The following is a 24,164-nucleotide window of genomic DNA, read 5'->3' on the forward strand; positions in this document are numbered from 1 at the left end:
CCTGATTATAGCATTCCGCTTTTTACCGCACGGTTTACTAATTCCGAAAGATTTTTGCAGTTGGATTTATCGAGCATATTGCGCCGGTGGTGATTGATTGTATGAATACTGATATTTAGCCTGTCGGCGATTTCCTTACTGCAGAGACCATTGCAAACAAGTTTTAAAACATCTACTTCTCTTTTACTTAGTGTGCTATAGTATTCGTGTGGAAAATAGCTCTTGTTTTTCAATACGATCACGTGCTGATCGCTCATTCGCTCAATAATATGAATGATTTTCGAATCATTTTTAAAATGTGTTATATCAGTTAGCGAACCCAATGATGCGACCGGGATACAATCGTCTGCACCGCATAAATAACAAGCACGTTGGATCACTGACGACCATGATCCGTCTTTGTTTTTTATCCTATAATTAGTTGTAAAGGTAAATTCGCTGCAATCATCCCTGACATTGTCTTTTAGAAATTCCATTTGTTCGGGAAAGATCTGTCCATTGTAAATCTTAAAATCCTCCGGATTCCAGAGACTATAAAAAAATGATGGTCCTGCATTAATCAAAAACCGGGTTGAATATCCGAGAAAACTGTTGTTGTTTGTATCGAGGGATGAATAGGTATTATCCGTGTAATCTATAAGATATATAGCCGAAGGGTAAAGATTGTTTAAAAGCGCATGATGATTAAAGTCCCTTACGAGATCATTAGTTTCGGGTATTTGAACCGATTTCCTTTTTGACGAAAAATGTAAAAAATCATTGTATGAAAACTGCCTGATTTCTTTCATAGCCGGGTGATTATCAGTTAAATCAAATATATAATAAAAACATAAAAGTTCTTTTTAATTGTCCAAATACGTTGTTATCACGCACAATTTTGTTCGGGTTTTACCTAAAATTTCACAGGCTGATACTGAATATTCAAAATAGCTAGTTCTAGCTATTGCTCTGTGCAAAAAAAGTGCTCACTTTTATCTGCCGGGAATAATTTAGATTCCCGCAAACCCCGATTATAATCTGTAATTAAACAAGCCCAGTTTAATTAATTACAGCAAAATTTTCAAATCAGGATGTCATTGTGACAATCCTTCAGCGAAGCTCAGGTCTGTCGCGAGTTGATATCCGAACTGTGCTAAACTGTATAATTTCTAAAAAGAATTAATGGATCAGCAACCCCTTGTTTCCTGTGTGATGCCAACATACAACCGCAGAAAATTTATACCGCATGCTATACGGTATTTCATGCGGCAGGAACATCCAAATAAAGAACTCATCATTGTTGACGACGGATCAGACAGCATTGAAGATCTTATTCCAAACAACGAAAACATAAAATATATTCGTCTTAAAAAAAAGGTCACACTAGGCGAAAAACTAAATATTGCTTGCAATAAAGCCGAGGGAAGCATTATTGCCAACTGGGATGATGATGACTGGTACGCTCCCCGCCGCCTGAAGTACCAGGTTGCAGAGTTAGCAAAACATCAAACGCAAGTTTGCGGAATTAACAATCTTCTCTATTTCGACCTGGGATGTAAACAAGCTTTTGAATACATCTATCCGGCGGACCACCGCAAATGGCTGCTGGGAAGTTCTTTATGTTATTATCGATCACACTGGCAGGCAAACCCTTTCGAAAAAATCAATGTAGGCATGGATGGTTTATTCGTTTGGCGCACGTCATCCAGCCAGGTTACGGTGCTACCCGATCCTACCATGTCAGTTCACATGATCCACAATCAAAATGTCTGCCCGAAACGGACAACTGGTGACTGGTGGCATCCCTATCCGGTGAAAGATATTGAAAAAATTATGCAAAGGGATTTTGATTACTATTACGAGGACAGGCAGCCAAGAGCACTTGTAACTGATCGCACCCCGGTTAAAGCACCTGCGAAACAACTAAAAAACATCTACGCGTGCCTTGTTCATGAAAAGCTCGACTGTGTGGTGGATATGGTTCGCAACCTGCATTATCACGACCCATCTTCCATCATTATTTTATTTAACGGCGGGACCAATTTCAAGCTAAACGAATCCTCGTTCGATTTCAAAAAATATGGTGCGATAATCCATCCCAATTCATTTCCTGTTAAGCACGGTTATTTGCATGGCTTTGCTTTAGAAAGCATGAGGTTCGCTCTCCAGAATTTCTCATTCGACATATTTACCATTGTCGATTCCGACCAGTTAAGCATGCAACCCGGATACTCCGGTTTTATATCGGAATTCCTTGCAGGCAAAAGCAATATTGGATTATTGTCAAACAGGCCTGAACGTTTAACTGCAAAAAACACCGAGGTTTGGACATCAATTCAGCCGTTCAAGGAATACAACTTGTGGAAACCCTTTCTCAAAAAATTTCCGAAAGGTGAAGAAAAGTTTGTTCACTGGACCTTCTGGCCCTCAACTGTTTTTACACACGATGCGGCCAAAGATATGCTCAAACTTTTTGATACAAACACTCAGCTTCAGCATATTATGCAGCGCACTAAAATATGGGCGACAGAGGAAATCATTTTTCCAACGCTGGTTAGTCTGCTTGGTTACAACATTGAAAAAAACCCATGCTGCCACGATTTTGTAAACTATCAAAAATCGTATTCAACACAAGATATCGACTGTGCGTTAAACGATCCATATGCCTTTTGGGTGCATCCGGTAAGCCGCAATTATGACGACGTTTTACGAAAACACGCACGCAAGCATTTAAACAATTATATTCCACAGACTCAAGATGCAGTTAACCATGCCTCCAACAAATCGTTATTCCTGCAAACTGAAGCTATAAATAGCATTAAAAAAATTGAAGGCTGGCTAACTGATAGAGAAGCTGAGCTTTTGATAGCCTGTGCACTTAAAGCCTGCTGCAAATTTCCAGACTCGCAAGTGGTAGAAGTTGGCTGCTATCATGGCAAAGCTACTGTTCTGCTTGGAAGCGTCGCCCGGTCGGCCTCTGACAAGATAAAAGTTTATGCAATTGATGAACACAACGGCATATTGGGCTCCGCAGACCAGGGATTATATACATTCAAGCCATCGCTTGACAGCTTCAAAAAAAACATCGGCGAGGCTGGCCTTTCGGAAACAATTATTTCTGTTGTGTCGAAATCAACTGACGTAAAATGGAGCCAGCCAATTTCATTGTTGCTTATTGACGGCCTGCATGACTACCTCAGCATCAGCAATGATTTTAATCACTTTAATTCATTCGTAAAAAAAGGCGGATACCTGGCATTTCATGATTATGCCGATTATTTTCCGGATGTAAAGGCTTTCGCCGACGAGCTTATCCTGGAAAACAGCTATCAGAAAATACATCTTTCCGATTCACTTGTGGTGCTGCAAAAACAGTAAATGATTCCAGCCAGCCCAGATAAAACTCAAATCATGTTAACACTGCCATTATTAAAGAAAATTCAGGCCATAGACGGTTGGCTTTCAGAAAAAGAGGCTGATCTTCTGTTATCAGTTACTTTGAAAAGCTGTATCGATCTGCCGCCGCCTCATAACCTGGTAGAAGTGGGAAGCTATAAAGGCAAGTCGACGGTGCTTCTTGGCAGCACGATAAAATCGTACTTTCCGGAAGCAAAAGTATATGCGATTGACCCACACGAAGGCCAAATAGGTGCTCAGGGCCAAAGTATGCATACTGTCGCGCCTACGCTTGATACTTTTCTGAAAAACATACAAGCTTCGGGTGTTGCCGCACAAGTAGAACTGATAAAGGACGTTTCCTATCACGTGGTTTGGAATAAGCCGATCTCGCTGCTTTTTATTGACGGTTTGCATGACCACTTCAACGTTGCAAGAGACTTCGGACATTTTTCCGATTGGGTAAGCGCGGGAGGATACATCGCATTTCATGATTATTCACCGTATTATCCTGGCGTAGTCAAATTCGTCGATGAAGTTTTGGCTACCGGCAGATACCGGAAGGTGCAGCATGAAGACAGCATGATGGTTATTCAAAAGAATAAATAAGCAGCCGGTAAAGCATTTTTCTACAATTATGTCAATGTCTGACCAGAAAAAATCTCGTGCAGTAGTCACAATGGCGAAGAATGAATCAGTGTTTCTTCCAATCTGGTGGCATTATTACTCGCAATTTTTTCACCCGGAGGACATTTATATCATCGATCATGATACAACGGACGGCTCTACATCAGGCCCCGGTTTTGTACGGATACCAGTAAGCCACCCGGTTGTTGACTGGGGCTGGCACCGCGACCGGCTCCAGGAAAATCAAAACAAACTGATAGCCCGGTATGACGTGGTTCTTTGTACCGATGTAGATGAAATTGTGGCTCCGGATCCTCGCACAGGAACTTTAGGTGATTATATCGACCGGTTTGAAGGCGAGTTTGTAAACTGCCGCGGATACGAAATCATACATATCAAAAACAGCGAAAAACAGCTAAATCTTCAACAGCCGATTTTAGAGCAACGGTTCCATTGGTACCATAACCCTTCATATTCAAAACCCCTGCTTGCCACCGTTCCAATGCAGTGGCATGGAGGCTTGCATGTAAGAGTTGATGGCAAAACTTCTGTTGATCCGTCCTTATATCTTTTACACCTTCATCGGGTTGATTATGATCTTTGCCACGACCGCCACAAACAACGCGCTTCCGGCCCATGGAATCAACGGGATGTCGACGAGAACTGGGGTTATCAAAACCGGATTATTGACGACCAGCAATTCGAGAAATGGTTTTATGAAGATAGTTGCTCCAATACTCCTATCGAAATCGAGATGGTACCCGATTATTGGCGCGGTTTAATTTAATATTCAATCCAACGGAGCTGCTGCAACCGGTTCAAGCTTAAAATCACATATAAACAATAGCATCATGCTACGCACCGCATTTGAGTTTTTATCCGACGAGCTTAACTCGTATCTCAAACGAAAAGATCCAACCAATTTTGGTAACGATGATATCGCTGTAATCTCGTCGTTAATGAATCCGGACGGAACATTCGCGGTATCGACAGATGGTGCCGACGTATCCAAAATCATCATTACTCTTATAAATATTGAAGAAGACAGGATTGCAGATTCCCAATACAATTACCAAAAGTTTGACGATCGAATCGAGGTGATAAATCCACCTGTTAATATCAATGCATTTGTATTGTTTTCGGTATTCGCCAATAACTATTCGACTGCGCTGCGACTCTTATCCTATGTGATTTCATTTTTCCAGGGCAACCAGGTTTTTGACAGCGGACAATACCCGCAAATCAATGCAAAGGTCGACGCCGATAAACCCTGGCAAAAAGTTGGGCGCCTGTTAATTACCCTCCACTCCACCACTTTTGAGCAGCAAAACAATCTTTGGGCCGCGCTTGGTGCCAAATACATGCCTAACGTGGTTTATAAAATACGCACAATGAGCTTTATTGACTTTGAACCTAAAATGTCAGCTCCGCCAATTACAGAGGTTACAATTACAGATAAATAAGTGCTTGAAATGATCCAGATCAAATATAAACCGCTGTTCAGCATCGAGTTTCCACACACTTTCTATAAATCGGGTAAGAGCCCGGACTTAATTGTACAACCTACAAAAAGCAGTCAGAAACTTATTAGTACCATGGGCTTGCATTTCTTGCAGACGGAATTTGGCGGAAAGTTATATGCGAAGGTAAAAACCCAGGCCAATAAAGATTTTATCCAAAACCCACTGGCAGAGGGGCTGAAGTTTACTTTTTTATTGAAACTTAAAAACAGTTTTTTCCAGAATATCTCAAATCTGAACCTGCTTAAGCCTCTTGGAAATCATTATTATTTTAACAACCTGGTCAATAATCTTTCTACCGCAAATAAGCCGCTGCTTGTCTCAAACGCCACCAGCAAAATTGTATCTGATGCGGACTTGCTGCCCTTTGCGAGCGGAAGTTTTTCATCGGCACAAAGCAATACAGCCGCCACTCAAACCGGCAGGCTCGAATTTCTCGACAGCGGCGAAAGCTTCCAGCAGGAGCTGAGTAACTCGAACAATATTTTCAACCACTCTTTCGATCTGCATAAGTTTTCGGGAGGTAGAACCCGATTCCTTGTTGACGGCGCAGAAAAAGCACTATTTTATTCAATCGACGCTGGCGAGCAAGCCGATACATTCGGGATCATCGAAATTTTTTATAAGAACAGCTTGCCCGCAGAATATCAATTCCAGGCAACCGACCATTCGATCACCACTAAAAACTACGAGATTCCTTTTACCAACCGGGCCACAAAATGGCGCTATATCATTACGCGCAAATTCAACCCCGCAATTACTTCGGTAACCGTTGGTAAAACGAATGGCTCGCCCATCAATTTCAGTTTAGCAGGCGGCACACCAGAAGGCGTGTTTATCGCATCTTCAAACAATGCGCTTCCGCTAACGGAAGAACCTGTCACCGGAATCAAATTAAGCGACAATACCAACAAAGTCATTATTGCTAATCTGCCCAACCCTCCTTTAAATCTAATAAAAACGGAAGGCGCAGATACCTTCTCAGATATTTTAATAACAATTTAAACTAAAATACCACCATGGCTGATGTATTTAAAACACCGGGGGTCTACATCAAGGAGATCCCTACGTTTCCACCTTCGGTAGCGGAAGTGGAAACCGCAATTCCTGCTTTCATTGGTTATACCGAGAAATCAGAATTTAATGGCAACGACTTTGGCAATAAGCCCCAGCGCATTACTTCGCTCCTTGAGTATGAACAACTTTACGGGTTGGCTGAAAAAGAAACCGCCATTACAATAACCATTACTGATACCGACGATGCCGGATCGACCACCCGGACCATCAATGCATCTATCGACCAAGATGATAAGTCGCAATTCAAAATGTATTATGCTTTGCAAATGTATTTTGCCAATGGTGGCGGCCCTTGTTATATCGTTTCTGCAGATAAATATAGCGCTGGCACTTTAAGCGCTGATAAATTGAGCGATGGGCTCGCAGAAATTGCCAAGGTTGACGAACCGACTCTGCTACTTTTTCCTGACGGACCTTCACTAGATTCATCAACTTATTATACGCTGATAAACGAGGCGTTAAGCCAGTGTTTCACACTACAGGATCGTTTTACAATTATCGATGTAAAACAAAGCACCGGAACATTTAACGACATCAACAGTTCTGCCGACGATTTCAGGAACACCGCTACGTTAGGCAGCAACCTCGATTTAATGAAGTATGGAGCGGCGTATTTCCCTTATCTGGAAACCACGCTTACTTACCGGTATGATGATGCCGCGGTAAATATCGTTTACAATCTAAATGGTACCGAAGAAACTGATACTACCACAGGCCTCATTAATCTCGGATCAATTTTAAATCCCCCAACAACCCTGAAAGCGTCTGTGCGCTCCGGGTTGAATCTTCAAAAGGTTTCGGGATCGCTTTCTTCTCCGGTTGATCCGCCCGTTGTTGCAGGGAACACTGAACTTTACAACCAGATAAAACTTCAGCTTCAAAAACTAAATATCGTTTTGCCACCATCTTCGGCCATTGCGGGAGTTTACGCCGCCGTCGATAGTTCGCGCGGTGTTTGGAAAGCACCGGCTAACGTCTCACTGGCCTATGTAAATGCTGCTTCGCTGAAAATATCGCACGAAGATCAGATGTCGTTAAATGTCGACCCAACCTCCGGAAAATCAATTAACGCCATCAGGTATTTTACCGGCAAAGGCGTCATAGTATGGGGATCCAGAACACTTGCTGGAAATGACAATGAATGGCGGTATGTTCCGGTGCGCCGCTTTTTCATCTTCGCGGAAGAATCAATTAAAAAAGGCACTGAATGGGTTGTTTTTGAACCTAACGATGCTAACACCTGGGTTCGGGTAAGAGCCATGATCGAAAATTTCCTTATCAAGCAATGGCGGGCCGGAGCGCTGGCTGGTGCTAAACCGGAACAGGCATTCTTTGTAAGGGTTGGCCTAGGAACCACCATGACAGCATTAGACATCCTGGAAGGAAGGATGAACATCGAAATCGGCATGGCGGTTGTTCGCCCGGCAGAATTTATTATTCTGAAATTCTCTCACAAACTCCAGGAATCTTAATTAACCAGCTTAAAAGTTACTCAAACTAATAGCACAAATAAAAATCAAATGGCAACATATCCTCTTCCGAAGTTCCACTTCTCCGTTGCTTGGGGTGGAACGAAAATTGGCTTCTCTGAAGTTAGCGGACTAAATATTGAAAATAAACTGATTGAATACAGAGACGGCGCCTCGCCCGAGTATAGTAAAATTAAAATGCCCGGAATGCGGGAGTTTAGCAACATCACCTTAAAACGGGGTGTTTTTGCCGGCGATAATGAATTTTACAGCTGGCTCAATACCATCCAGCTTAATGCCGTTGAGAGACGTGATCTGACAATCTCATTGCTGAATGAAAACCACGACCCTGTTGTGGTATGGAAAATTAAAAATGCTTTTCCTGTTAAGATACAGAGTACAGATCTGAAGGCAGACGGCAGCGAAGTTGCCATCGAGCAGCTAGACCTGGCGCACGAAGGCCTCACTATCAATAACGGTGATTAACAAACGGCTATGAGTCTGATCAGTGGTATTATCGACGGGTTAATTTATCCGCCTCCCGGGTTTCATTTCCTGGTAGTGATTGAAATGTTTCCGCAAACTCCGCAGGATATTCGTTTTCAAAGCGTAAGTGGCCTGAGTGTCAACATCGCAACTGAAACCGTGGCCGAAGGTGGCGAAAACCGGTTTAAACACCAGTTTCCGAACGTTCCACAATTCAACAAACTGGTTCTGAAGCGTGGCATGTTTATCGGTTCATTTATCACCAACTGGTGCAAAAATGCGATAGAAAACTTTGAATTTGAACCCAAAAATGTTCTGATCAGCCTGCTCAATGACAGCCATATTCCGCTTAATGTATGGCATGTTTTTAACGCCTATCCGACAAAAATTGATGTTTCTGAATTCAATGCCGAGCAAAACACCCTGGTGATTGAAACTTTGGAATTGACCTACCAGTACTTTAAACCGATGGGCATCGGCGATCTTGTAACCGGCGCTATTGGAGCCGTCGCCGGTGCGGTAAGCGGCGGAATTTCAGGCTCTGTAAGCTTCTAGTTATGCCACTAATCATTCAGGAAATTGCAATATCAGTAACCGTTGCCGACAATAATCCGGCAGGCGGTTCTTCCACAGCTAATCCCTCTACGAAAGAAGAGATCATCAAGGAATGCGTGGAACAGGTCATGGAAATCATCAAACAAAAAAATGAACGCTGACAATGGATATAATCAGTGGTTTATTGCCCGGAAAGTCGGCCGATAAACTTAAAATCGAATCCTGGCCGGATATTAAAAGAAAAGGGACGGCAAGTAAAACTTTCACGGCATTCATTAACCCGGATGAGTTTACCTTAAACTACTCGGTTTTAACCGAAAGCACCAATGCGGCGGGAGCAAACGGAAGCGCCGGAGGATTTCTCGGAACAAAACCGCTTGAAGTTTCTTTAAAGTTCTTTCTCGACGGGACCAATGCAAACGGGGTTAAACTGGATGTACCCTCTAAAATCCGGGAGTTTTATGAAACTATAGGTTACGACGGAAAAGTTCACAGAACATCATTTCTGCGTATTACCTGGGGACATCTTACCTGGTTACGTACCAATCAGTACGAGTTTGACTGTGAGCTAAAAACGACTTCCATTCAATATAAGCTGTTTAAGTTTGATGGAACGCCGCTCCGCGTGATTATTAGCGCAACGTTTGCGGAAAAAGTTGCTGCTGAAAAACAGCTTGCGGAAGACAGAAAAGAGTCGCCGGATCTCACACATGTTCGTATTGTTAAAGAAGGAGATACACTTCCTGGAATGGTTGAAAAAATCTATGGCGACTTTAAATATTACCTGGAAGTTGCCAGGATCAATAAACTCCAAAATTTCAGAGACTTGCAACCCGGTCAAAAGTTGATTTTTCCGCCATTCGATAAAACTGTAAAGCAATCTAAAAATGTCTGAAGAAAGGCTCATTCCCGCGGTAGAATCCGTCGCCGAATTCCGGATCAAAATAAGCGGAACGGAGATACCGGCAACTGTTGCCAAACTTGGAGTCCACATCACCAAGGTCGTTAATAAAATATCTTCGGCGACTTTAATATTCCAGGATGGTGATGCGTCGGATGGAAAGTTCCCTTTAACCGACGGCGACTTATTTACCCCGGGCAATGAAATAGTAATTGAAGCCGGCGATCCGGAGAAATCAACCAGCATCTTTACCGGAATTGTGATTAAGCAGTCGATCAAAGTGCGCAGTGCCTCGGCTCCTCAACTGATCGTTGAATGCCGGCATAAAGCAATTAAAACTACCATCGGCCGGAAGAACGCATATTTTCATGACTCTACGGATTCCGATATCATCAGCCAGATTTTACAAGCGGACGGTTTTAACGATGTGGATATCGAAACAAGCGATCTTACCCACAAGGAAATGGTCCAGTACAATACAACCGACTGGGATTTTATTTTAAGCCGCGCGGAAGCAACCGGTAAAGTGATATTGACAAACGACGGAAAGATTGAAACCAAAACACCGACGGTAACCGGCGATGCGACACTTTCCCTCAATCATGGTGATACGCTTATTGAGCTCGACGCCGAAATGGATAGCCGCAATCAGTTTGCTGCGGTGAAAAGCAAAGCCTGGGATATGGCAAACCAGGAAATTGCCGAATCGACCGCAAACGATCCTTCCGATCTCGAAGAAGAGGGAATTCTACCCAATACCGATCTTGCGGCGGTTGCAGGGCCAGAAGAATTTATCCTGAGTCATTCAGCAACCCTTGCTCCAGACGAGCGCCAGGCTTGGGCCGATGCGCAACTGCTTAAATCACGCCTGGCAAAAATACGGGGCAAAGCGAAATTTCAGGGCATCGCAACCATCAATCCCGGCGATGTAATACAACTTACAAGCCTTGGCGATCGCTTCAATGGAAAAGCCTTTGTTAGCGGCGTAAGGCAGGAATATACCCTTACCGATGGTTGGAAAACACATGCTCAGTTTGGTCACACACCAGATTGGTTCATCGAAGAAACCCAGGTAACCGCACCAAAAGCCGGCGGATTATTACCCGGAGTGATCGGTCTCCATACCGGCATTGTTACCGACAATGAGGATCCGGAAAATGAACAGCGCGTACGAGTGAAAATGCCCTTCATAAACGCTGACGATGATGGAGTTTGGGCACGAATCGCGTTAGCGGATGCCGGAAACGAACGCGGCCTGTTTTTCAGGCCAGACGTTGGTGACGAAGTAGTGTTAGGCTTTTTGTTTGACGACCCAAGATACCCTGTTATTCTGGGGATGTTGCATAGTTCCAATAAAGTATCGCCGATAGATCCGACTAATGATAATTTTAAGAAAGGCTATACCTCGCGCGAAAAACTGAAACTCACGTTTGACGATGAGATCAAAGAAATTTTAATAGAAACTCCCGGAGAGAATAAAGCTTTTATCAGTGATGATAAGAAAGGAATTAGCCTGGAAGATCAAAGCGGACACAAAATCACTACTGAACCGGCTTCAGTAACGATTAAAGATTCGAAGGATAATCAAATTCATATCGATGTAAACGGTGGTATTATAAAAATCAAAGGCAACTCCAAAGTAGTTGTAGATGCACCGCAAATTGAACTTGTTGACGGCGCTGCTCATCCCCTGGTTTTTGGCGATGATCTGCTGACTTATTTAACCGATATTGTTAAGACTTATACAACCCATACTCACGTAGGCCAAACAGCTTTGGGATTACCGGTAAGCCCTATGATTCCGGCGCAACCAATGAGCCCTCCAACGCCGGCATTATTGTCAGTCAAAGTTAAAACAGGATAGTTTTATGGCGCTTAAAGCAGGTACAAAATCAGATTTTTCGAGCAGCATGGCAGAAGCTATTCAAACTGCTTTTAATAATCACTATAACGAAATAATGGGGCAGCCGCCTCCGCCCGACAATAAACAGATGCAGCTTTTATGCATTGCCGTTGCCGAAGGGGTAATTAACCACCTGAAGGCACATCCGGAAGCATTTGTAATTAAAACAAAATTTGGCGACGGAACACTGTACAACGCAACCGTTGAAATTCAGTGATCTTAAATTATTCTTACTCATGGCAAATATTAACGATATAACCGAACGCTCGTTTCTGGGTCGCGGTTGGAGTTTTCCTCCAGCATTTTCCAAACAAACGGGGCAGGTTGTGATGACAGCAGACGAAGAAGATATTAATAAAAGCCTGGAAATATTGCTTTCAACAACTATCGGTGAACGCTTTCTCCAACCTTCATACGGCTGCAATCTTGATAACTATGTTTTTGAAGGACTAAGCGCATCCACCCAAACGGCAATTAAAATAACCGTAAAAAATGCGGTGCTGCTATTTGAACCGCGAATAAAACTATTAACCATTGAACTGCTTACTGACTTTATTTACGAAGGCCGGATAGATATTTCCGTCGACTATGAAGTAATCAATACCAATACACGGTTCAACCTGGTTTATCCTTTCTACCTCAATGAGGCTAATAACAAGTCGGCATGAGTGCAAAAGCAATCGATTATAAGGTAATCCTGAAACGCGACGGACAAACGCAGGAACAGCGAATGCCCGATTGGCTGGATCCTTCTCTTGTTCCTGTCGACCAGCGGAGCAAGGAAGACCTGCTAAAGTATGTTCAGGAAGTATCCAAACAGCTGAAGTTTTTTGACGTTGACCAGAACAAAAAGCTGATTGAAAATGGAACCTGGGAAAGTTTTTATGAGCTGGATATTACTCAATTAAATGAATTGGCAGAAAGCGCCTCCCTCCCGCCACATATCGGCCTTTGGAACAGTTTTGTTGAACTGCTGGAAAAGCCTAAAGACCTTATTAATACACTCACTAAACGTCACTTGGATTTCTATTACCAGGACGCTTTAAAACTCAACAGAAATGCGCCGGTTGCCGATAGCGCTCATGTAATCTTTGAGCTGAAAAAAAATGCTGAAAACACCCTCCTCACTGCGGGATCGGCATTGCTGGCGGGCAAGGACAAGACAAAGAAAGACCTGAATTACAAACTGACGCATAACATTATTGTAAACGCATCAAAAGTATCTCAGCTAAAGTCGCTGTTTGTAAATCCCTACAACAAAAATTATTTACATCAGGCACCAATCGCTAATTCTGCAGATGGTGTCGGTGCAGTCTTAGATCCGTCAAATCCTAAATGGAGCGGATTCGGTAACTCGATAATGCCGGCAGCACAAGTCGGCTTCTGCCTGGCCAGCGATGTTTTAAAAATGAAAGAAGGAACGAGGACCGTTACCCTGAATCTTACATTAAAAAACCTGGACCAATCGGCGAAAAACAACCTTTTAACCACTAATCTGTTTCGCGTTAGCCTCACCGGCGAAAAAGGCTGGATAGGTCCAAAACTTACTTCTGCAACTATCAGCTCATCCGATAACCTGACTTTTAACATGACGATTGTCGTCAATATAACTAAGGACGAGCCGGCGGTAATCGCTTATGATAAAGGCATTCATGGTGGCGACTTCGATACAATTCGTCCTGTATTACAGCTACTAATAAATAACGAAAAATCCGATTTTGGTTACCAGAATCTCATGAATGCCGAACTGATTGATGCGACCATCGAAGTGGATGTTAAGGAAATTACTTCGATGGAACTTGAAAATGATTCCGGCACGTTGAATCCTAAAAAACCGTTTGCCCCATTTGGCTCACAATCTGATAAAAACTCAAATTTCTATGTACGTCATGAAGAAACTTTCTCCAAGCGACTGAAAGAATTTTGGCTGGATGTTGATTGGAAAAATATTCCGGATTCGAACCTCGCTAACTATTTCGTTAATTATAACCAGTCGAACAACGGCAATGCAAACTTCACTGCAACTGCCGCCTTTAAAGATGGCTTCACCTGGCAGGAACGATTTAAATCAGTTCAGCTGTTTAATGCATCAAACGCACAACTTACTACGACATGGAAATTTACCAACCCGGCATTCCCGGTTTTATTCCCTTTTTATATCCTCCCTCAATTTACCATTCCGTACTACGTTGATCCGGGGCAATATTCAATCAATCCTGGACAATCTGTTCAGCAAGCTGTAACCAGCAAATTATCATACCTGGTTCCCGGCTTCTCGACATTGCAAAATAAAACCCAGTTCGTGCAGGCTAAATCGGCCATGACCTTACAGATATACAAGCCGGTATTGCAGGCTTTATTTAATGTTTATAAAGATATTCGCAAAGGTCAGCTTCAGCTTCGCCTGGAACATAGCTTCCTGTTTAAAGATTATCGCGATAAATATACCGCCGAAATTATGCGCTTCAGCCGTGAAGGCGGAACGCTAAAATTACCTGCCGAACCCTTTACGCCGGAAATACAATCGTTAACACTGAATTATACCACTACAACCGCCAAAATCGCTTTTAACAGTACCGCCTTAAATGATTATGTCGACGAAGAGATCGAGTTTTTTCAATATGGCGCTTTCGGCCAGATGCGCGAACACGCATACACACGAAGCAAACTTAGTTTCCTTGGAAACAACCTGGTAAAACTATTGCCCGAATACAGTTCGGAAGGATCGTTGATGATTGGCTTAAGCGATTTATATGCTGAGGATTCTGTTTCGTTACTCTTTCAGGTAGCCGAAGGTAGCGCCAATCCTGAAAAACCTAAAATATCAATTGCCTGGAGTGTTCTTTGTGATAACTACTGGAAATCGTTGAGCAATGAAGATTTTATTTTCGATACAACAAATGGCTTACTGACAAGCGGCGTAATAAATATTGTTATTCCGAAAGAAGCGACTACTCTCAATACCATTCTTCCTGCGGGATTACTTTGGCTGAAAGCATCTATACAAAAAGATACAGACGGCGTTTGCAGCCTGCTCGATGTTCAAAGCAACGCGGCGATCGTTGTATTTGACAACCAGGATAATGATCCGCAGTATCTCGCTAATGCGATGCCAGCTCAAACCATTAGTAAGTTAAAAACCGATGTCGCATATATCAAAAAAGTATCACAGCCTTATGCTTCGTTCGGTGGCCGGATGAAGGAAGACGACCGTTCCTACTACATTCGTGTAAGTGAGCGGCTAAGGCACAAAGAGCGAAGCATTGCAATATGGGATTATGAGCGCCTCATCCTGCAGCATTTCCCCGGTGTACACAAAGTGAAATGTATAAATCACGCTTCAACTACTTCATTTTATTCGCCTGGCAATACGTTGATTGTGGTGGTGCCCGATTTAACTAACCGGAATGCGGTGGATCCGTTACGGCCAAAGGTTGACAAAAACACCCTTGATCAGATAGCAACATTTCTGTCGGAGCATTCATCTGCATGGTCGCAGTTTAAAGTGATAAATCCTTTGTATGAGCAGGTAAAAGTTTCCATACGGGTGAAACTAAAAAAAGGTTATGAATTCAATTATTATGAGAAGATAATTGATCAGAAAATACAGGAGTTTTTATCGCCCTGGATAACCAATACCGGCAGCGACATTCATTTTGGCGGAAAAGTGACCAAATCGATGATTATCAAATTCCTGGAAGACCTGGAGTTTGTAGATTACCTCACAGATTTTTCCCTTTACAAGTTCTCTCCAACCAAATTTTCCTTTGGTAAAAATACGGAAGTGGCCGAAGCTTCCAACCCGGCATCTATTTTGGTTTCGGCGCCTCATCATGTGATAATAAACGACTGATCCTCATGAGCGACGTATTAACTATTTCAACCGAAAAGCCGCTAAACAGTGCTTTTGACTATGAAGAACTGCGAAAACTTGGTATCAGCCATATTGAGAAAACCGCATCAGCCATATGGACCGATTATAACGTTCATGACCCGGGAATTACTACCCTCGAATTGTTGTGTTATGTCATCACCGATTTAAGTTATCGTATCAATAACAGCATACCCGATTTACTGGCAACATCAACCAACGCTAAAACAAATATTCTCAGTCACTTTTTTTCGGCTAAAAAGATATTCCCAAACCGGGCGGTTACTATTAACGATTACAGAAAATTGATTATCGACACAGTGGGTGTTAAAAATGCCTGGCTGACTAAAAGATCGATTCCGGTTTTCGCCGACATATCGCACAAAAAACTACAGTTTACCCAACCAACAAGCAAACAGTGGGAGCCGGTAGAAATCAAAGGTTACTATGATGTTCTGCTGGAGTTTGATACAAATGTTGCTATTGAAAACCGGTCGGGAATAATAAACGAAGTAAGAGAAACACTTAACCAGCAGCGTAATTTATGTGAAGATTTTCTGGCTATCGGCGAGGTAAACAAACAGGAATTTCGTCTTTGCAGCGAGCTGGAAATAAAGTCAGGCGCCGATCCGTTCGATGCTGTCGCAAGGCTATTTTTTAACATACAGTTATATCTAACCCCGCTAATTAAATTTTACTGGCTAAAGGACCTGTTTGCCCAGGGATATACCAGCGATAAGATTTTTGAAGGCCCGTTACTCGACCATGGTTTTATAAAAGAAGAGGAACTGATCGCGTCTGACCTTAAAACGGAAATTCATCTTTCCGACGTGATGCAGCAGATTTTAAATATCGACGGTATCAGCAATATCCTTGATATTGTTTTTAACCCGGTTGATCAGCAAAAGGAGCTTATTAACAAATGGATAATTCCGGTCGCTAAAGGCAAACAGCCCGTTGTCAATATTCTTGAGTCGAATATCCTGGTTTATAAAAACGGCATGCCTCTCAGGCCGGATATGAATATTATAAAAGCCCGGTTCGAGCAAATGATGGGCGAATATATCACCGGAAATGATCTGGTAAGCACTGAAGATATCACATTTGATACCGGCTCATTTACCAATACCGGTGATTATTATTCCTTTCAAAACCATTATCCAAAAACTTACGGAATCAGCCATTGGGGATTGCCTAATGACGCAACCGACGAACGCAGGGCACAGGCGAAACAGCTTCAGGGCTATCTATATATTTTCGACCAGCATCTCGCTAATTACTTCGCCCAGCTTTCTCATTTGCAAAATCTATTTTCCGCAAACGACGAAACGATAACGTATTTCACTGCCGCGGTAAGATCTTTTAAAGACGCCGACGATCTGTTTGTCGACCCGGCAACAGCCGACACGGCATTTCAGGCCGCAGCAGAAAATAAAGGCCAGTTTTACAAACGCAGAAACCTGTTTCTTGACCACCTTCTTTCGCGTTTTTCAGAATCATTCTTTGACTATGTGAATGTTCTTTATTCGGGTTTTACATCCAACCCAAAAGACGTAATTATTCCATTTCCGATCAACCAGGATGACATTATTAAGGACAAGGCGGCTTTTTTAAAGAACTATCCCGAATACAGCGGCCAGCGGTTCGGAGCATATGATTATACCAACCCGCAAATATGGGACACTCCGAATGTAAGCGGACTTGAAAAACGGCTGGAACGTTTGCTGGGATTTGATAATTTGAACAGGCACGACCTGGTTAATTTGCTTACATCCGTTGAGCATGGAGTTAATGAATTTAACAACGATGAGTTCTGGTTCCGGATTTCCGACCACCGCAATAGCAAAATACTCTTAGAAGGCGCGGCTAAATATCCGGGCAGCGAAGAGGCCGCATTCGACCTGGAAGATGCGCTGACATTAATTTATAATCCGGTTAATCTGAGGGTTGTAGCTAATGGCGACGGCACATTTTCTTACCAGGTTTTAAATGAGGAAGACATACTCGGCACAAGCGGCGAAACTTACGCCACACAGGAGGATGCAAATGCGGCGTTGGCGCAGTTAACAACTCTGGTTACCCAGTCGAGGGCGGATGAAGGAATGTTCCTGATCGAACATTCGCTACTATTTCCACAAAGAGATGAATCAGCACCTGAAAGCCCGCCTGATGCGCCACAATCTCCACCCGATAATTTAGATGGATTTCTGCCTATCTGTGTCGACTCAAGCTGCAAGGATTGCGAGGATAAAGACCCTTACTCATTCAGAATAAGCGTTGTTTTACCCGCTTATGCACCGCGGCTTTTAAATCAGGGCTTTCGTCAATATATCGAACGTACTATCCGGATGGAATCGCCCGCACATATTTTCGCAAAGATTTGCTGGGTGAGCAACGAGCAGCTGGCAGAATTCCAGGATGCCTACCGGGCATGGCTCGCAGTAAAAACCGGCGCCGCTACCGATAACGGTAATTTAATTTTAAACCGCTTCATTACCATTTTTACGGCTCTACGATCAATTTACCCGGTATCAAGACTGGAAGATTGCTCAAGCAGCGAAGAACGTACACTCTTCCTGTTAAATCAAAACGCATTGGGAACACTTAAAACATAAAATCATGGGTAACGTACTCGATCACATCAGTAAAGACAATACCCGCTTTACTATTTTTGAAAACGACCAGGTATTAACTGCTGATCATTTGAACGATCTGGTCAATTACCTCGATGTCCAGTCAAGGCTCACCAGGACGCAGGCAATTGGTGTAGGTATTATTACCGGCCTCGAAATCGGCTTGCTGGACAATAAGCACGTGGTAGTCTCTAAAGGCGCAGCCATCACTACCGACGGCGATCTCGTGCAATTTGCAAATGATCAGGAATTTGACCAGTATGACGTGTTTGAAGATGCCAACGCTAAATATTCTTACTTCCATTTAGACACCGATCAGCCCATTCCCCTTTTCGAGTTGCGAAATAGTCAGCTCGTAGGCGCAGTTCCCGGCAAAGACCTTGCAACGCTGGAAGATACCACCGGCACCGCTTTTAAGGATTATGTCGGCATTCTTTACCTGGAAGATTATGACAATGATGAAGATCTGTGTACCGGCACCGATTGCGACAATAAGGGTATCATCGCTGTTAAAGAACTTAAGGTTTTACTAGTTCATAAAAACAACGTAAATACGTTGCTGCAAAGTATGCCTTCGTTAAACAAGGATTATTTCGCACTCGATGACCTGAACATCCCGAGAGTTACCGTTAGCACAGCGATAGACACGTATGCCGAATTAAATGCATCGTTCAATAATGCGCTTGCAATCAAAGATGACATTAAAGCCAAGCTGGCCAAAGCCTATCAAACCTGCCAGCTGATTGTCGAAGATGAGTTTGAAGCCGGCGATCCGACTTCCGGCTGGAACACCCTGCTTGATCAGCATTTTACCGCGGGCGTAAGCACCACAACACAGTACGTTTACGACTTCGCAAGGGATTTGAGCTACGCGTATAATGAAATGCGTGAAAGTCTTTTTTCTGACGACATGCTGAGTTTGCCGGATGTTGATTTGTTTCCTAAACATGTGCTGCTTGGCCTGATACGTGACGCTTCATTGAAAAATCCGATCATCCCCTTTCCGGACATCCGGATTTTACCCGGAAGAGATATCCCGATCATCCCGACCAGAACAATTGACCGTTTGATCAATCCACGAATCAACCTGTTCAGTAACATTCGGTTTAACCTGGGCACACTGATCAAACGCTTTAACCCGATTCATATCGACCTGGAATACCGGCATCATTTTTATGAATCGCCGATCCTAAATAATAACAATGAAGCAGATGAACTTACCCGGTTCTGCTTTATGCGTATACACAGCATGATTACCAATTTTCATGTACCGACATCCGACGAATTACAAAATATCGATACGGCCTTAAAAATTATACCCGGATACCAGGAAGATTCTCCGCTCGGTCAACGCAGTATTCCGTTTTACTATCGTTACAACGCAACGTTTCCGCTAAACCTTTACTGGAACTTTAATGCCAATACCCGCAAAAAAGAGAACCAGATTTTATCATACAATGCGAACTTGTATTCAAACAATCCCGCCACACTTACTCCGCTTTTGTATAATATTTTGCCGTTTAACTTTTTCAGGATCGAGGGACATATTGGTTTTACACTCTCTGCAGTGGAAGCAGCGCTTAATAAAATCATTCTTGACAATAACCTGCCGATAAATATTCAATCTGTTCAGGTGGAAAAGAAAATTGAAACGATCCCTATCAAACCTTGGTTCTTCCCGCACCTGTATATGTATGAAAAATCGGTAAAAAGCACGTTTATCGACCGTATGAATGACGCCGATACCGTGAACGATGAGTTGGTTCAGGATACCGCAAATGACAATCCGGTTATTCCCGTAAGTGAGTTTAAAACAGCTAAACAGAATGTCCTTGACAATGCGAGAGATGTAGGCGATCCGCAGTTTAATTTTGTTAATTACCGGTCGGCAGTATCAAACATGTTCACCGCCGCATCCAACGTAAAGGCCCAAACCAAGCAATATACTTTTTCAAATACGGCGATCCCGCACGATTTTATTCTTAATTCAGACATTCTGCGAAAAACTGATGTTATTTCAGGGATTTTCCAGGAAACCCTCAATAAGAAAAAAGCTGGTCTTACGCTTGGAAATTTTATGAAAGATAATCCGGGCCTGGAGCATGTAGGGGGATCATTACGCGGCGGAACTTTTGTATTGGTTTATACCGCCGATGATAAAAAGGTAGTAGCAGATTTTATGCTACCCTATGCCAGTATTGATAAGGACGTTGTCCCAGATCCACCGGTTTATAAACCACTTCCGCTGCCATTGCCGGAAGGAACACCGATCATTCCGAAGTTCCCGATCAGAAACGTATTTGAAATAAAACCTTACTACGTGAAAAATTTTGATGACCGGATTGCACCGTACGTAAAAATCGCTGACATAGATACTAAAGTAGCCTCAACCGTCGATCTTAAACTCGCAGTAACAAATGCAAAAATCGATGGATTAACACCGCAGATCGCTAGTTTCGATCAACGCTTGAAAGACAATTCTTCCCTCTTTAACAGCGTTTTGTCTAAAGATCTATCAAAAGTAGCACTTCCTTCGGCAGGTCTCAATTTAGGCGGCCGGGATTTCACGGCTGATCTCAATGCTTTGCATGAAAAACAATCGATTATTCAAAATCTTGCCCCTGACGCACCAGACCGGCAGGTCAAAGAAAATGAACTGCTGCAATCAATGAATGATCTAACAGATAAACTTAATCAACCGGCAGTTTTACAGGATCCGACCAGCGCCATCGGTGCAAAAAGCATTTTAGCCGACGTTCAAAGCGCATCTACATTCGTACAAAATCCCGCTTTGAAAGATCAGGCAGGCCAGGTCTCTGAAAAAGCTCTGAATGCTATCAAAAGCTTTAATCTGCGCAGGTAGTGAATAACGATGTGATCATCCGCAAGCAACAAATCAGCATAAAAGCCGAAAATGAAAAAATTGCGTTTGATTGTCAGCGCTTCATAAATGAAACTGTTGAAGACGGGTTGAAAAAAACTTACGGGAACATCTTTTACCAGGAAGTTTCCGAGGATCAGTTCGTGACAATAAACTCGCTGAAAATAGATCTTGGAGTTATTTCAACAGCTGAATTTAAAAATCACTTTTTTGAGTTAGTCGAAAGAAAACTCGTTGCCGAACTGGCAAAACAATTTGAAGATTCGCAGGTCACGCCAAACAAAAAATCTAATAACGATACCGACAGCTCATTTGACTCAGACGACTTACCTGCTGTTATAAAATACACATCAGTAAAGCAGCAAAATTACACCGCGCTGATTTACTTTTTGGAAAGCGGATCTTTCCCCTGGTGGTTTAAAAAAAACCTGCGAAAAACGCCGGCGGAATTATTGTCGTTATTGGACGTTGGTGAGCAAAAAAATTTGATTTTAAAGGTTCTGTCGCTGGCACGGGTTAACAGGTTTTCAGCGCAAACGAATCAATTTATTCAACGCCTGCTGAGTCATTCAGATGAATCATCTACTGCAAACTTTATTCATCATCTGCAGGAATTGCTTTCTGACGAATCAACCAGGAAAAACATTACTACATTAATCAACCATAAAACTGAAATAGCAAACCTGTTCGGTATCTCCGAAAAAAAATACTTACAACGCAGCCTTAATTTCATCCTGTTAAACAGCACAGAAGAAAGCTTTCTTCAAGCATTTTTCAAAGAGCTTCGGCAAATCTCATCACTTTCTACAGACGAATTAAAAGAGAAAGCACAGTCACTTCAGACGGGCGACTTTTTATATAGCGAAGTGATTTACGATGGTGTAGATATCCAAACCGAAGATTCGAAAACGCAGGATAAATCAGTTGATGATAAAAAAACAAAAAAGTCTATAAATTATTCTGCAAGCGAGCAGGAAGGAATTTATATAGAAAATGCCGGCCTTATCTTACTTCACCCCTTTTTGCCTGCTTACTTCCGTGGCTTGAATCTTACAGATGACACGAACCTGTTTATCTCTGCCGAAGCAAAGATCCGGGCTTCAGTTTTGCTTTATTTTTTACAATGTGGCAGCCGGCAATACCAGGAATGGGACATGGCTTTGAATAAAATCCTATGCGGTTTAGCCACAACTGATTTAATACCGAACGGAATAGAATTGACAGAACAGGAACAAACAGAATCGCTCTTGCTGTTAAAAGCCGTTGTTGATTACTGGGAGGCATTGAAAGGATCAAGCATTGAAGCACTCCAAAACACATTCCTTCTACGCGAAGGAAAAATTTCCTTTAAAGATGATCACTGGCTGCTGAACGTTGAGCGAAGCGGCGTAGATATTTTGTTAGAACGATTACCCTGGGGCATCGGGACGGTCAAACTCCCCTGGCTCGACGAATTAATTTACACCGAATGGTGACCAATGGACAACTAGTAAAAGAAGCATACCATTTAAACGCGCTCGACCTGTTGGATGAAATCAATTGGTTTGAGAAGGTGTTGCAAACACGGCTTAAGCTTCACTATGGCGAGGAAACTGATTTTGAATCCATCAACCAGATTCTGCCACCCGATTATTCAGACAGGGAATCTGTCTATTTTGAATTCATCCGCTTTTACCAGTTAACATCTTCTGAACGGCTGGTGTTGATATTGGCTATGCTGCCTCACATTTTTCCGCAGATACTGGACGTTTTCTTTAATAAAGGGCAGCTTAAAGATCGCGGAAACACAGAATTCGGGGGCTTAAAAGGCACATCTCATAGCGGTTTCCTCCCAACAGGCGAAACCGTTTTGTTTTTACTGGCGGGCAATGATCTGGGCAAGCGGTTTAAAGTGCAGCAGCTCTTTGATACAGAACATTTATTTAAAATCCACAACATCCTTTGGCTGGGAAGCTCGCCGGCAAATGAACCAGTTTTTAGCGGCCAGCTGTTGATCAATGATGAATACGTCGACCTGTTTACCGGGGGGAAACTTCGCAAGCCTTCCTTCAGCATGGATTTCCCGGCAAAGCGGATAACGACGACCTTAGATTGGGAGGATCTGGTTCTTGACAGGCACACATCTCAGCAGCTGGCTGAAATAAAAATCTGGTTGGAGCATGGCAGCAAGCTGATGAACGAATGGGGAATGAAGAAGCAGCTGAAGCCCGGCTACAAAGCTCTTTTCCATGGCCCGCCGGGCACAGGCAAAACACTTACCGCGGCGTTATTCGGCAAACTTGCAGGTGTTGACGTTTATCGGGTTGATCTCTCCATGGTCGTTTCGAAATACATCGGCGAAACGGAAAAAAATCTTGAAAAAGTCTTCACTAAAGCGGAGCACAAAAGCTGGATCCTGTTTTTTGATGAAGCGGATGCCTTGTTTGGCAAGCGGACTTCCATTTCAGACGCACACGACAAATATGCCAACCAGGAAATAGCCTACCTGCTGCAGCGGCTTGAAGATTATAACGGACTAGTGATTTTATCTTCTAATATGCGCAGCAATGTTGACGAAGCATTCGGCCGAAGGCTCCAGTCGGTTATTCATTTCCCTGTTCCTAAAAGCCATGAACGAACCTTGCTCTGGCAGCAATCTTTCAGTACGCAAAGTAGCTTTTCAGAAGATGTTAATCTTGATCTGATTGCTGAAAAATTTGAACTGGCCGGGGGCTCAATTATAAACGTGGTGCAGTACGCCTCGCTGATGGCCCTAAGCCGCAATGAGAATATCATCCGCCAGTCGGATATTTTAGAGGGAATTCGAAAAGAATTTAGAAAAGAAGGCAAAACCGTATAAGGTTTAAGCATCTTGAATAATAGAATC

General features: G+C 42.9%; 19 protein-coding genes. 18 read left to right on the forward strand and 1 reads right to left on the reverse strand.

The genetic code is table 11. The features are described 5' to 3' along the window. Positions 1 to 5: 5 nt before the first annotated feature. Positions 6 to 788 (reverse strand): response regulator transcription factor, encoded by a 783-nt coding sequence (locus tag GS399_RS01655; RefSeq protein WP_160842835.1) that lies wholly within the window; start codon positions 786 to 788, stop codon positions 6 to 8. 373 nt (positions 789 to 1,161) lie between these two features. Here GS399_RS01655 and GS399_RS01660 point away from each other — a divergent pair, with 373 nt between their 5' ends. From GS399_RS01660 to GS399_RS01740, 18 genes are all read left to right on the forward strand, one after another. Next, complete coding sequence (locus GS399_RS01660) at positions 1,162 to 3,357, forward strand: glycosyltransferase (RefSeq protein WP_160842836.1); 2,196 nt, start codon at positions 1,162 to 1,164, stop codon at positions 3,355 to 3,357. 33 nt (positions 3,358 to 3,390) lie between these two features. Next, entirely contained in the window at positions 3,391 to 3,984 is a 594-nt protein-coding gene (locus GS399_RS01665; protein WP_160842837.1) for a class I SAM-dependent methyltransferase, read from the forward strand. A gap of 34 nt (positions 3,985 to 4,018) precedes the next feature. Further along, positions 4,019 to 4,789: a glycosyltransferase family protein gene (locus GS399_RS01670; protein WP_160842838.1), complete on the forward strand. Its 771-nt coding sequence runs from the start codon at positions 4,019 to 4,021 to the stop codon at positions 4,787 to 4,789. 64 nt (positions 4,790 to 4,853) lie between these two features. Then, complete coding sequence (locus GS399_RS01675) at positions 4,854 to 5,465, forward strand: Pvc16 family protein (RefSeq protein ID WP_160842839.1); 612 nt, start codon at positions 4,854 to 4,856, stop codon at positions 5,463 to 5,465. Positions 5,466 to 5,474: 9 nt separating this feature from the next. Then, complete coding sequence (locus GS399_RS01680; protein WP_160842840.1) at positions 5,475 to 6,527, forward strand: hypothetical protein; 1,053 nt, start codon at positions 5,475 to 5,477, stop codon at positions 6,525 to 6,527. A gap of 14 nt (positions 6,528 to 6,541) precedes the next feature. Next, positions 6,542 to 8,071: a phage tail sheath family protein gene (locus GS399_RS01685; protein WP_160842841.1), complete on the forward strand. Its 1,530-nt coding sequence runs from the start codon at positions 6,542 to 6,544 to the stop codon at positions 8,069 to 8,071. 48 nt (positions 8,072 to 8,119) lie between these two features. Beyond that, positions 8,120 to 8,554: a phage tail protein gene (locus GS399_RS01690; RefSeq protein ID WP_160842842.1), complete on the forward strand. Its 435-nt coding sequence runs from the start codon at positions 8,120 to 8,122 to the stop codon at positions 8,552 to 8,554. Positions 8,555 to 8,563: 9 nt separating this feature from the next. Continuing rightward, the gene (locus GS399_RS01695; protein ID WP_160842843.1) at positions 8,564 to 9,109 is read left to right on the forward strand and encodes a phage tail protein; all 546 of its coding nucleotides are present in this window, start codon (positions 8,564 to 8,566) and stop codon (positions 9,107 to 9,109) included. Between the two features lie 2 nt (positions 9,110 to 9,111). Continuing rightward, on the forward strand, positions 9,112 to 9,270 hold the full coding sequence (locus GS399_RS20615; protein WP_202409354.1) for a DUF5908 family protein: 159 nt from the start codon (positions 9,112 to 9,114) through the stop codon (positions 9,268 to 9,270). A gap of 2 nt (positions 9,271 to 9,272) precedes the next feature. Continuing rightward, positions 9,273 to 10,004 (forward strand): CIS tube protein, encoded by a 732-nt coding sequence (locus GS399_RS01700; protein WP_160842844.1) that lies wholly within the window; start codon positions 9,273 to 9,275, stop codon positions 10,002 to 10,004. Then, positions 9,997 to 11,874 (forward strand): type VI secretion system tip protein VgrG, encoded by a 1,878-nt coding sequence (gene vgrG / locus GS399_RS01705; RefSeq protein ID WP_160842845.1) that lies wholly within the window; start codon positions 9,997 to 9,999, stop codon positions 11,872 to 11,874. The genes GS399_RS01700 and vgrG overlap by 8 nt, the downstream gene beginning before the upstream one ends. A gap of 4 nt (positions 11,875 to 11,878) precedes the next feature. Continuing rightward, positions 11,879 to 12,130: a hypothetical protein gene (locus tag GS399_RS01710; RefSeq protein ID WP_160842846.1), complete on the forward strand. Its 252-nt coding sequence runs from the start codon at positions 11,879 to 11,881 to the stop codon at positions 12,128 to 12,130. Between the two features lie 19 nt (positions 12,131 to 12,149). Then, on the forward strand, positions 12,150 to 12,581 hold the full coding sequence (locus GS399_RS01715; protein WP_160842847.1) for a GPW/gp25 family protein: 432 nt from the start codon (positions 12,150 to 12,152) through the stop codon (positions 12,579 to 12,581). After that, positions 12,578 to 15,766: a baseplate J/gp47 family protein gene (locus tag GS399_RS01720; RefSeq protein ID WP_160842848.1), complete on the forward strand. Its 3,189-nt coding sequence runs from the start codon at positions 12,578 to 12,580 to the stop codon at positions 15,764 to 15,766. The genes GS399_RS01715 and GS399_RS01720 overlap by 4 nt, the downstream gene beginning before the upstream one ends. A 5-nt stretch (positions 15,767 to 15,771) precedes the next feature. Further along, positions 15,772 to 18,399: a baseplate wedge protein gene (locus GS399_RS01725; protein WP_160842849.1), complete on the forward strand. Its 2,628-nt coding sequence runs from the start codon at positions 15,772 to 15,774 to the stop codon at positions 18,397 to 18,399. 4 nt (positions 18,400 to 18,403) lie between these two features. Then, positions 18,404 to 21,280 carry a hypothetical protein gene (locus GS399_RS01730; protein ID WP_160842850.1) on the forward strand — a complete coding sequence of 959 codons (2,877 nt, stop codon included), beginning with the start codon at positions 18,404 to 18,406 and terminating at the stop codon, positions 21,278 to 21,280. Continuing rightward, on the forward strand, positions 21,280 to 22,773 hold the full coding sequence (locus GS399_RS01735) for a contractile injection system tape measure protein (protein WP_160842851.1): 1,494 nt from the start codon (positions 21,280 to 21,282) through the stop codon (positions 22,771 to 22,773). The genes GS399_RS01730 and GS399_RS01735 overlap by 1 nt, the downstream gene beginning before the upstream one ends. After that, a complete protein-coding gene (locus GS399_RS01740; protein ID WP_160842852.1) occupies positions 22,767 to 24,137 on the forward strand; it encodes an ATP-binding protein in 1,371 nt (456 codons plus the stop codon). Before GS399_RS01735 ends, GS399_RS01740 begins: the two co-directional genes overlap by 7 nt. The last annotated feature ends 27 nt before the right edge of the window (positions 24,138 to 24,164 follow it).

It is taken from the genome of Hufsiella arboris (assembly GCF_009834875.1).
Classification (GTDB): Bacteria; Bacteroidota; Bacteroidia; order Sphingobacteriales; family Sphingobacteriaceae; genus Hufsiella_A; species Hufsiella_A arboris.

Coding starts and splice junctions, on each gene's coding strand:
- GS399_RS01720 (WP_160842848.1), top strand. CDS start 12,578: ATGAGTGCAAAAGCAATCGATTATAAGGTAATCCTGAAACGCGACGGA.
- GS399_RS01715 (WP_160842847.1), top strand. CDS start 12,150: ATGGCAAATATTAACGATATAACCGAACGCTCGTTTCTGGGTCGCGGT.
- vgrG (WP_160842845.1), top strand. CDS start 9,997: ATGTCTGAAGAAAGGCTCATTCCCGCGGTAGAATCCGTCGCCGAATTC.
- GS399_RS01740 (WP_160842852.1), top strand. CDS start 22,767: ATGGTGACCAATGGACAACTAGTAAAAGAAGCATACCATTTAAACGCG.
- GS399_RS01695 (WP_160842843.1), top strand. CDS start 8,564: ATGAGTCTGATCAGTGGTATTATCGACGGGTTAATTTATCCGCCTCCC.
- GS399_RS01660 (WP_160842836.1), top strand. CDS start 1,162: ATGGATCAGCAACCCCTTGTTTCCTGTGTGATGCCAACATACAACCGC.
- GS399_RS01670 (WP_160842838.1), top strand. CDS start 4,019: ATGTCTGACCAGAAAAAATCTCGTGCAGTAGTCACAATGGCGAAGAAT.
- GS399_RS01655 (WP_160842835.1), bottom strand. CDS start 788: ATGAAAGAAATCAGGCAGTTTTCATACAATGATTTTTTACATTTTTCG.
- GS399_RS01685 (WP_160842841.1), top strand. CDS start 6,542: ATGGCTGATGTATTTAAAACACCGGGGGTCTACATCAAGGAGATCCCT.
- GS399_RS01675 (WP_160842839.1), top strand. CDS start 4,854: ATGCTACGCACCGCATTTGAGTTTTTATCCGACGAGCTTAACTCGTAT.
- GS399_RS01730 (WP_160842850.1), top strand. CDS start 18,404: ATGGGTAACGTACTCGATCACATCAGTAAAGACAATACCCGCTTTACT.
- GS399_RS01710 (WP_160842846.1), top strand. CDS start 11,879: ATGGCGCTTAAAGCAGGTACAAAATCAGATTTTTCGAGCAGCATGGCA.
- GS399_RS01690 (WP_160842842.1), top strand. CDS start 8,120: ATGGCAACATATCCTCTTCCGAAGTTCCACTTCTCCGTTGCTTGGGGT.
- GS399_RS01725 (WP_160842849.1), top strand. CDS start 15,772: ATGAGCGACGTATTAACTATTTCAACCGAAAAGCCGCTAAACAGTGCT.
- GS399_RS01700 (WP_160842844.1), top strand. CDS start 9,273: ATGGATATAATCAGTGGTTTATTGCCCGGAAAGTCGGCCGATAAACTT.
- GS399_RS20615 (WP_202409354.1), top strand. CDS start 9,112: ATGCCACTAATCATTCAGGAAATTGCAATATCAGTAACCGTTGCCGAC.
- GS399_RS01665 (WP_160842837.1), top strand. CDS start 3,391: ATGTTAACACTGCCATTATTAAAGAAAATTCAGGCCATAGACGGTTGG.
- GS399_RS01680 (WP_160842840.1), top strand. CDS start 5,475: ATGATCCAGATCAAATATAAACCGCTGTTCAGCATCGAGTTTCCACAC.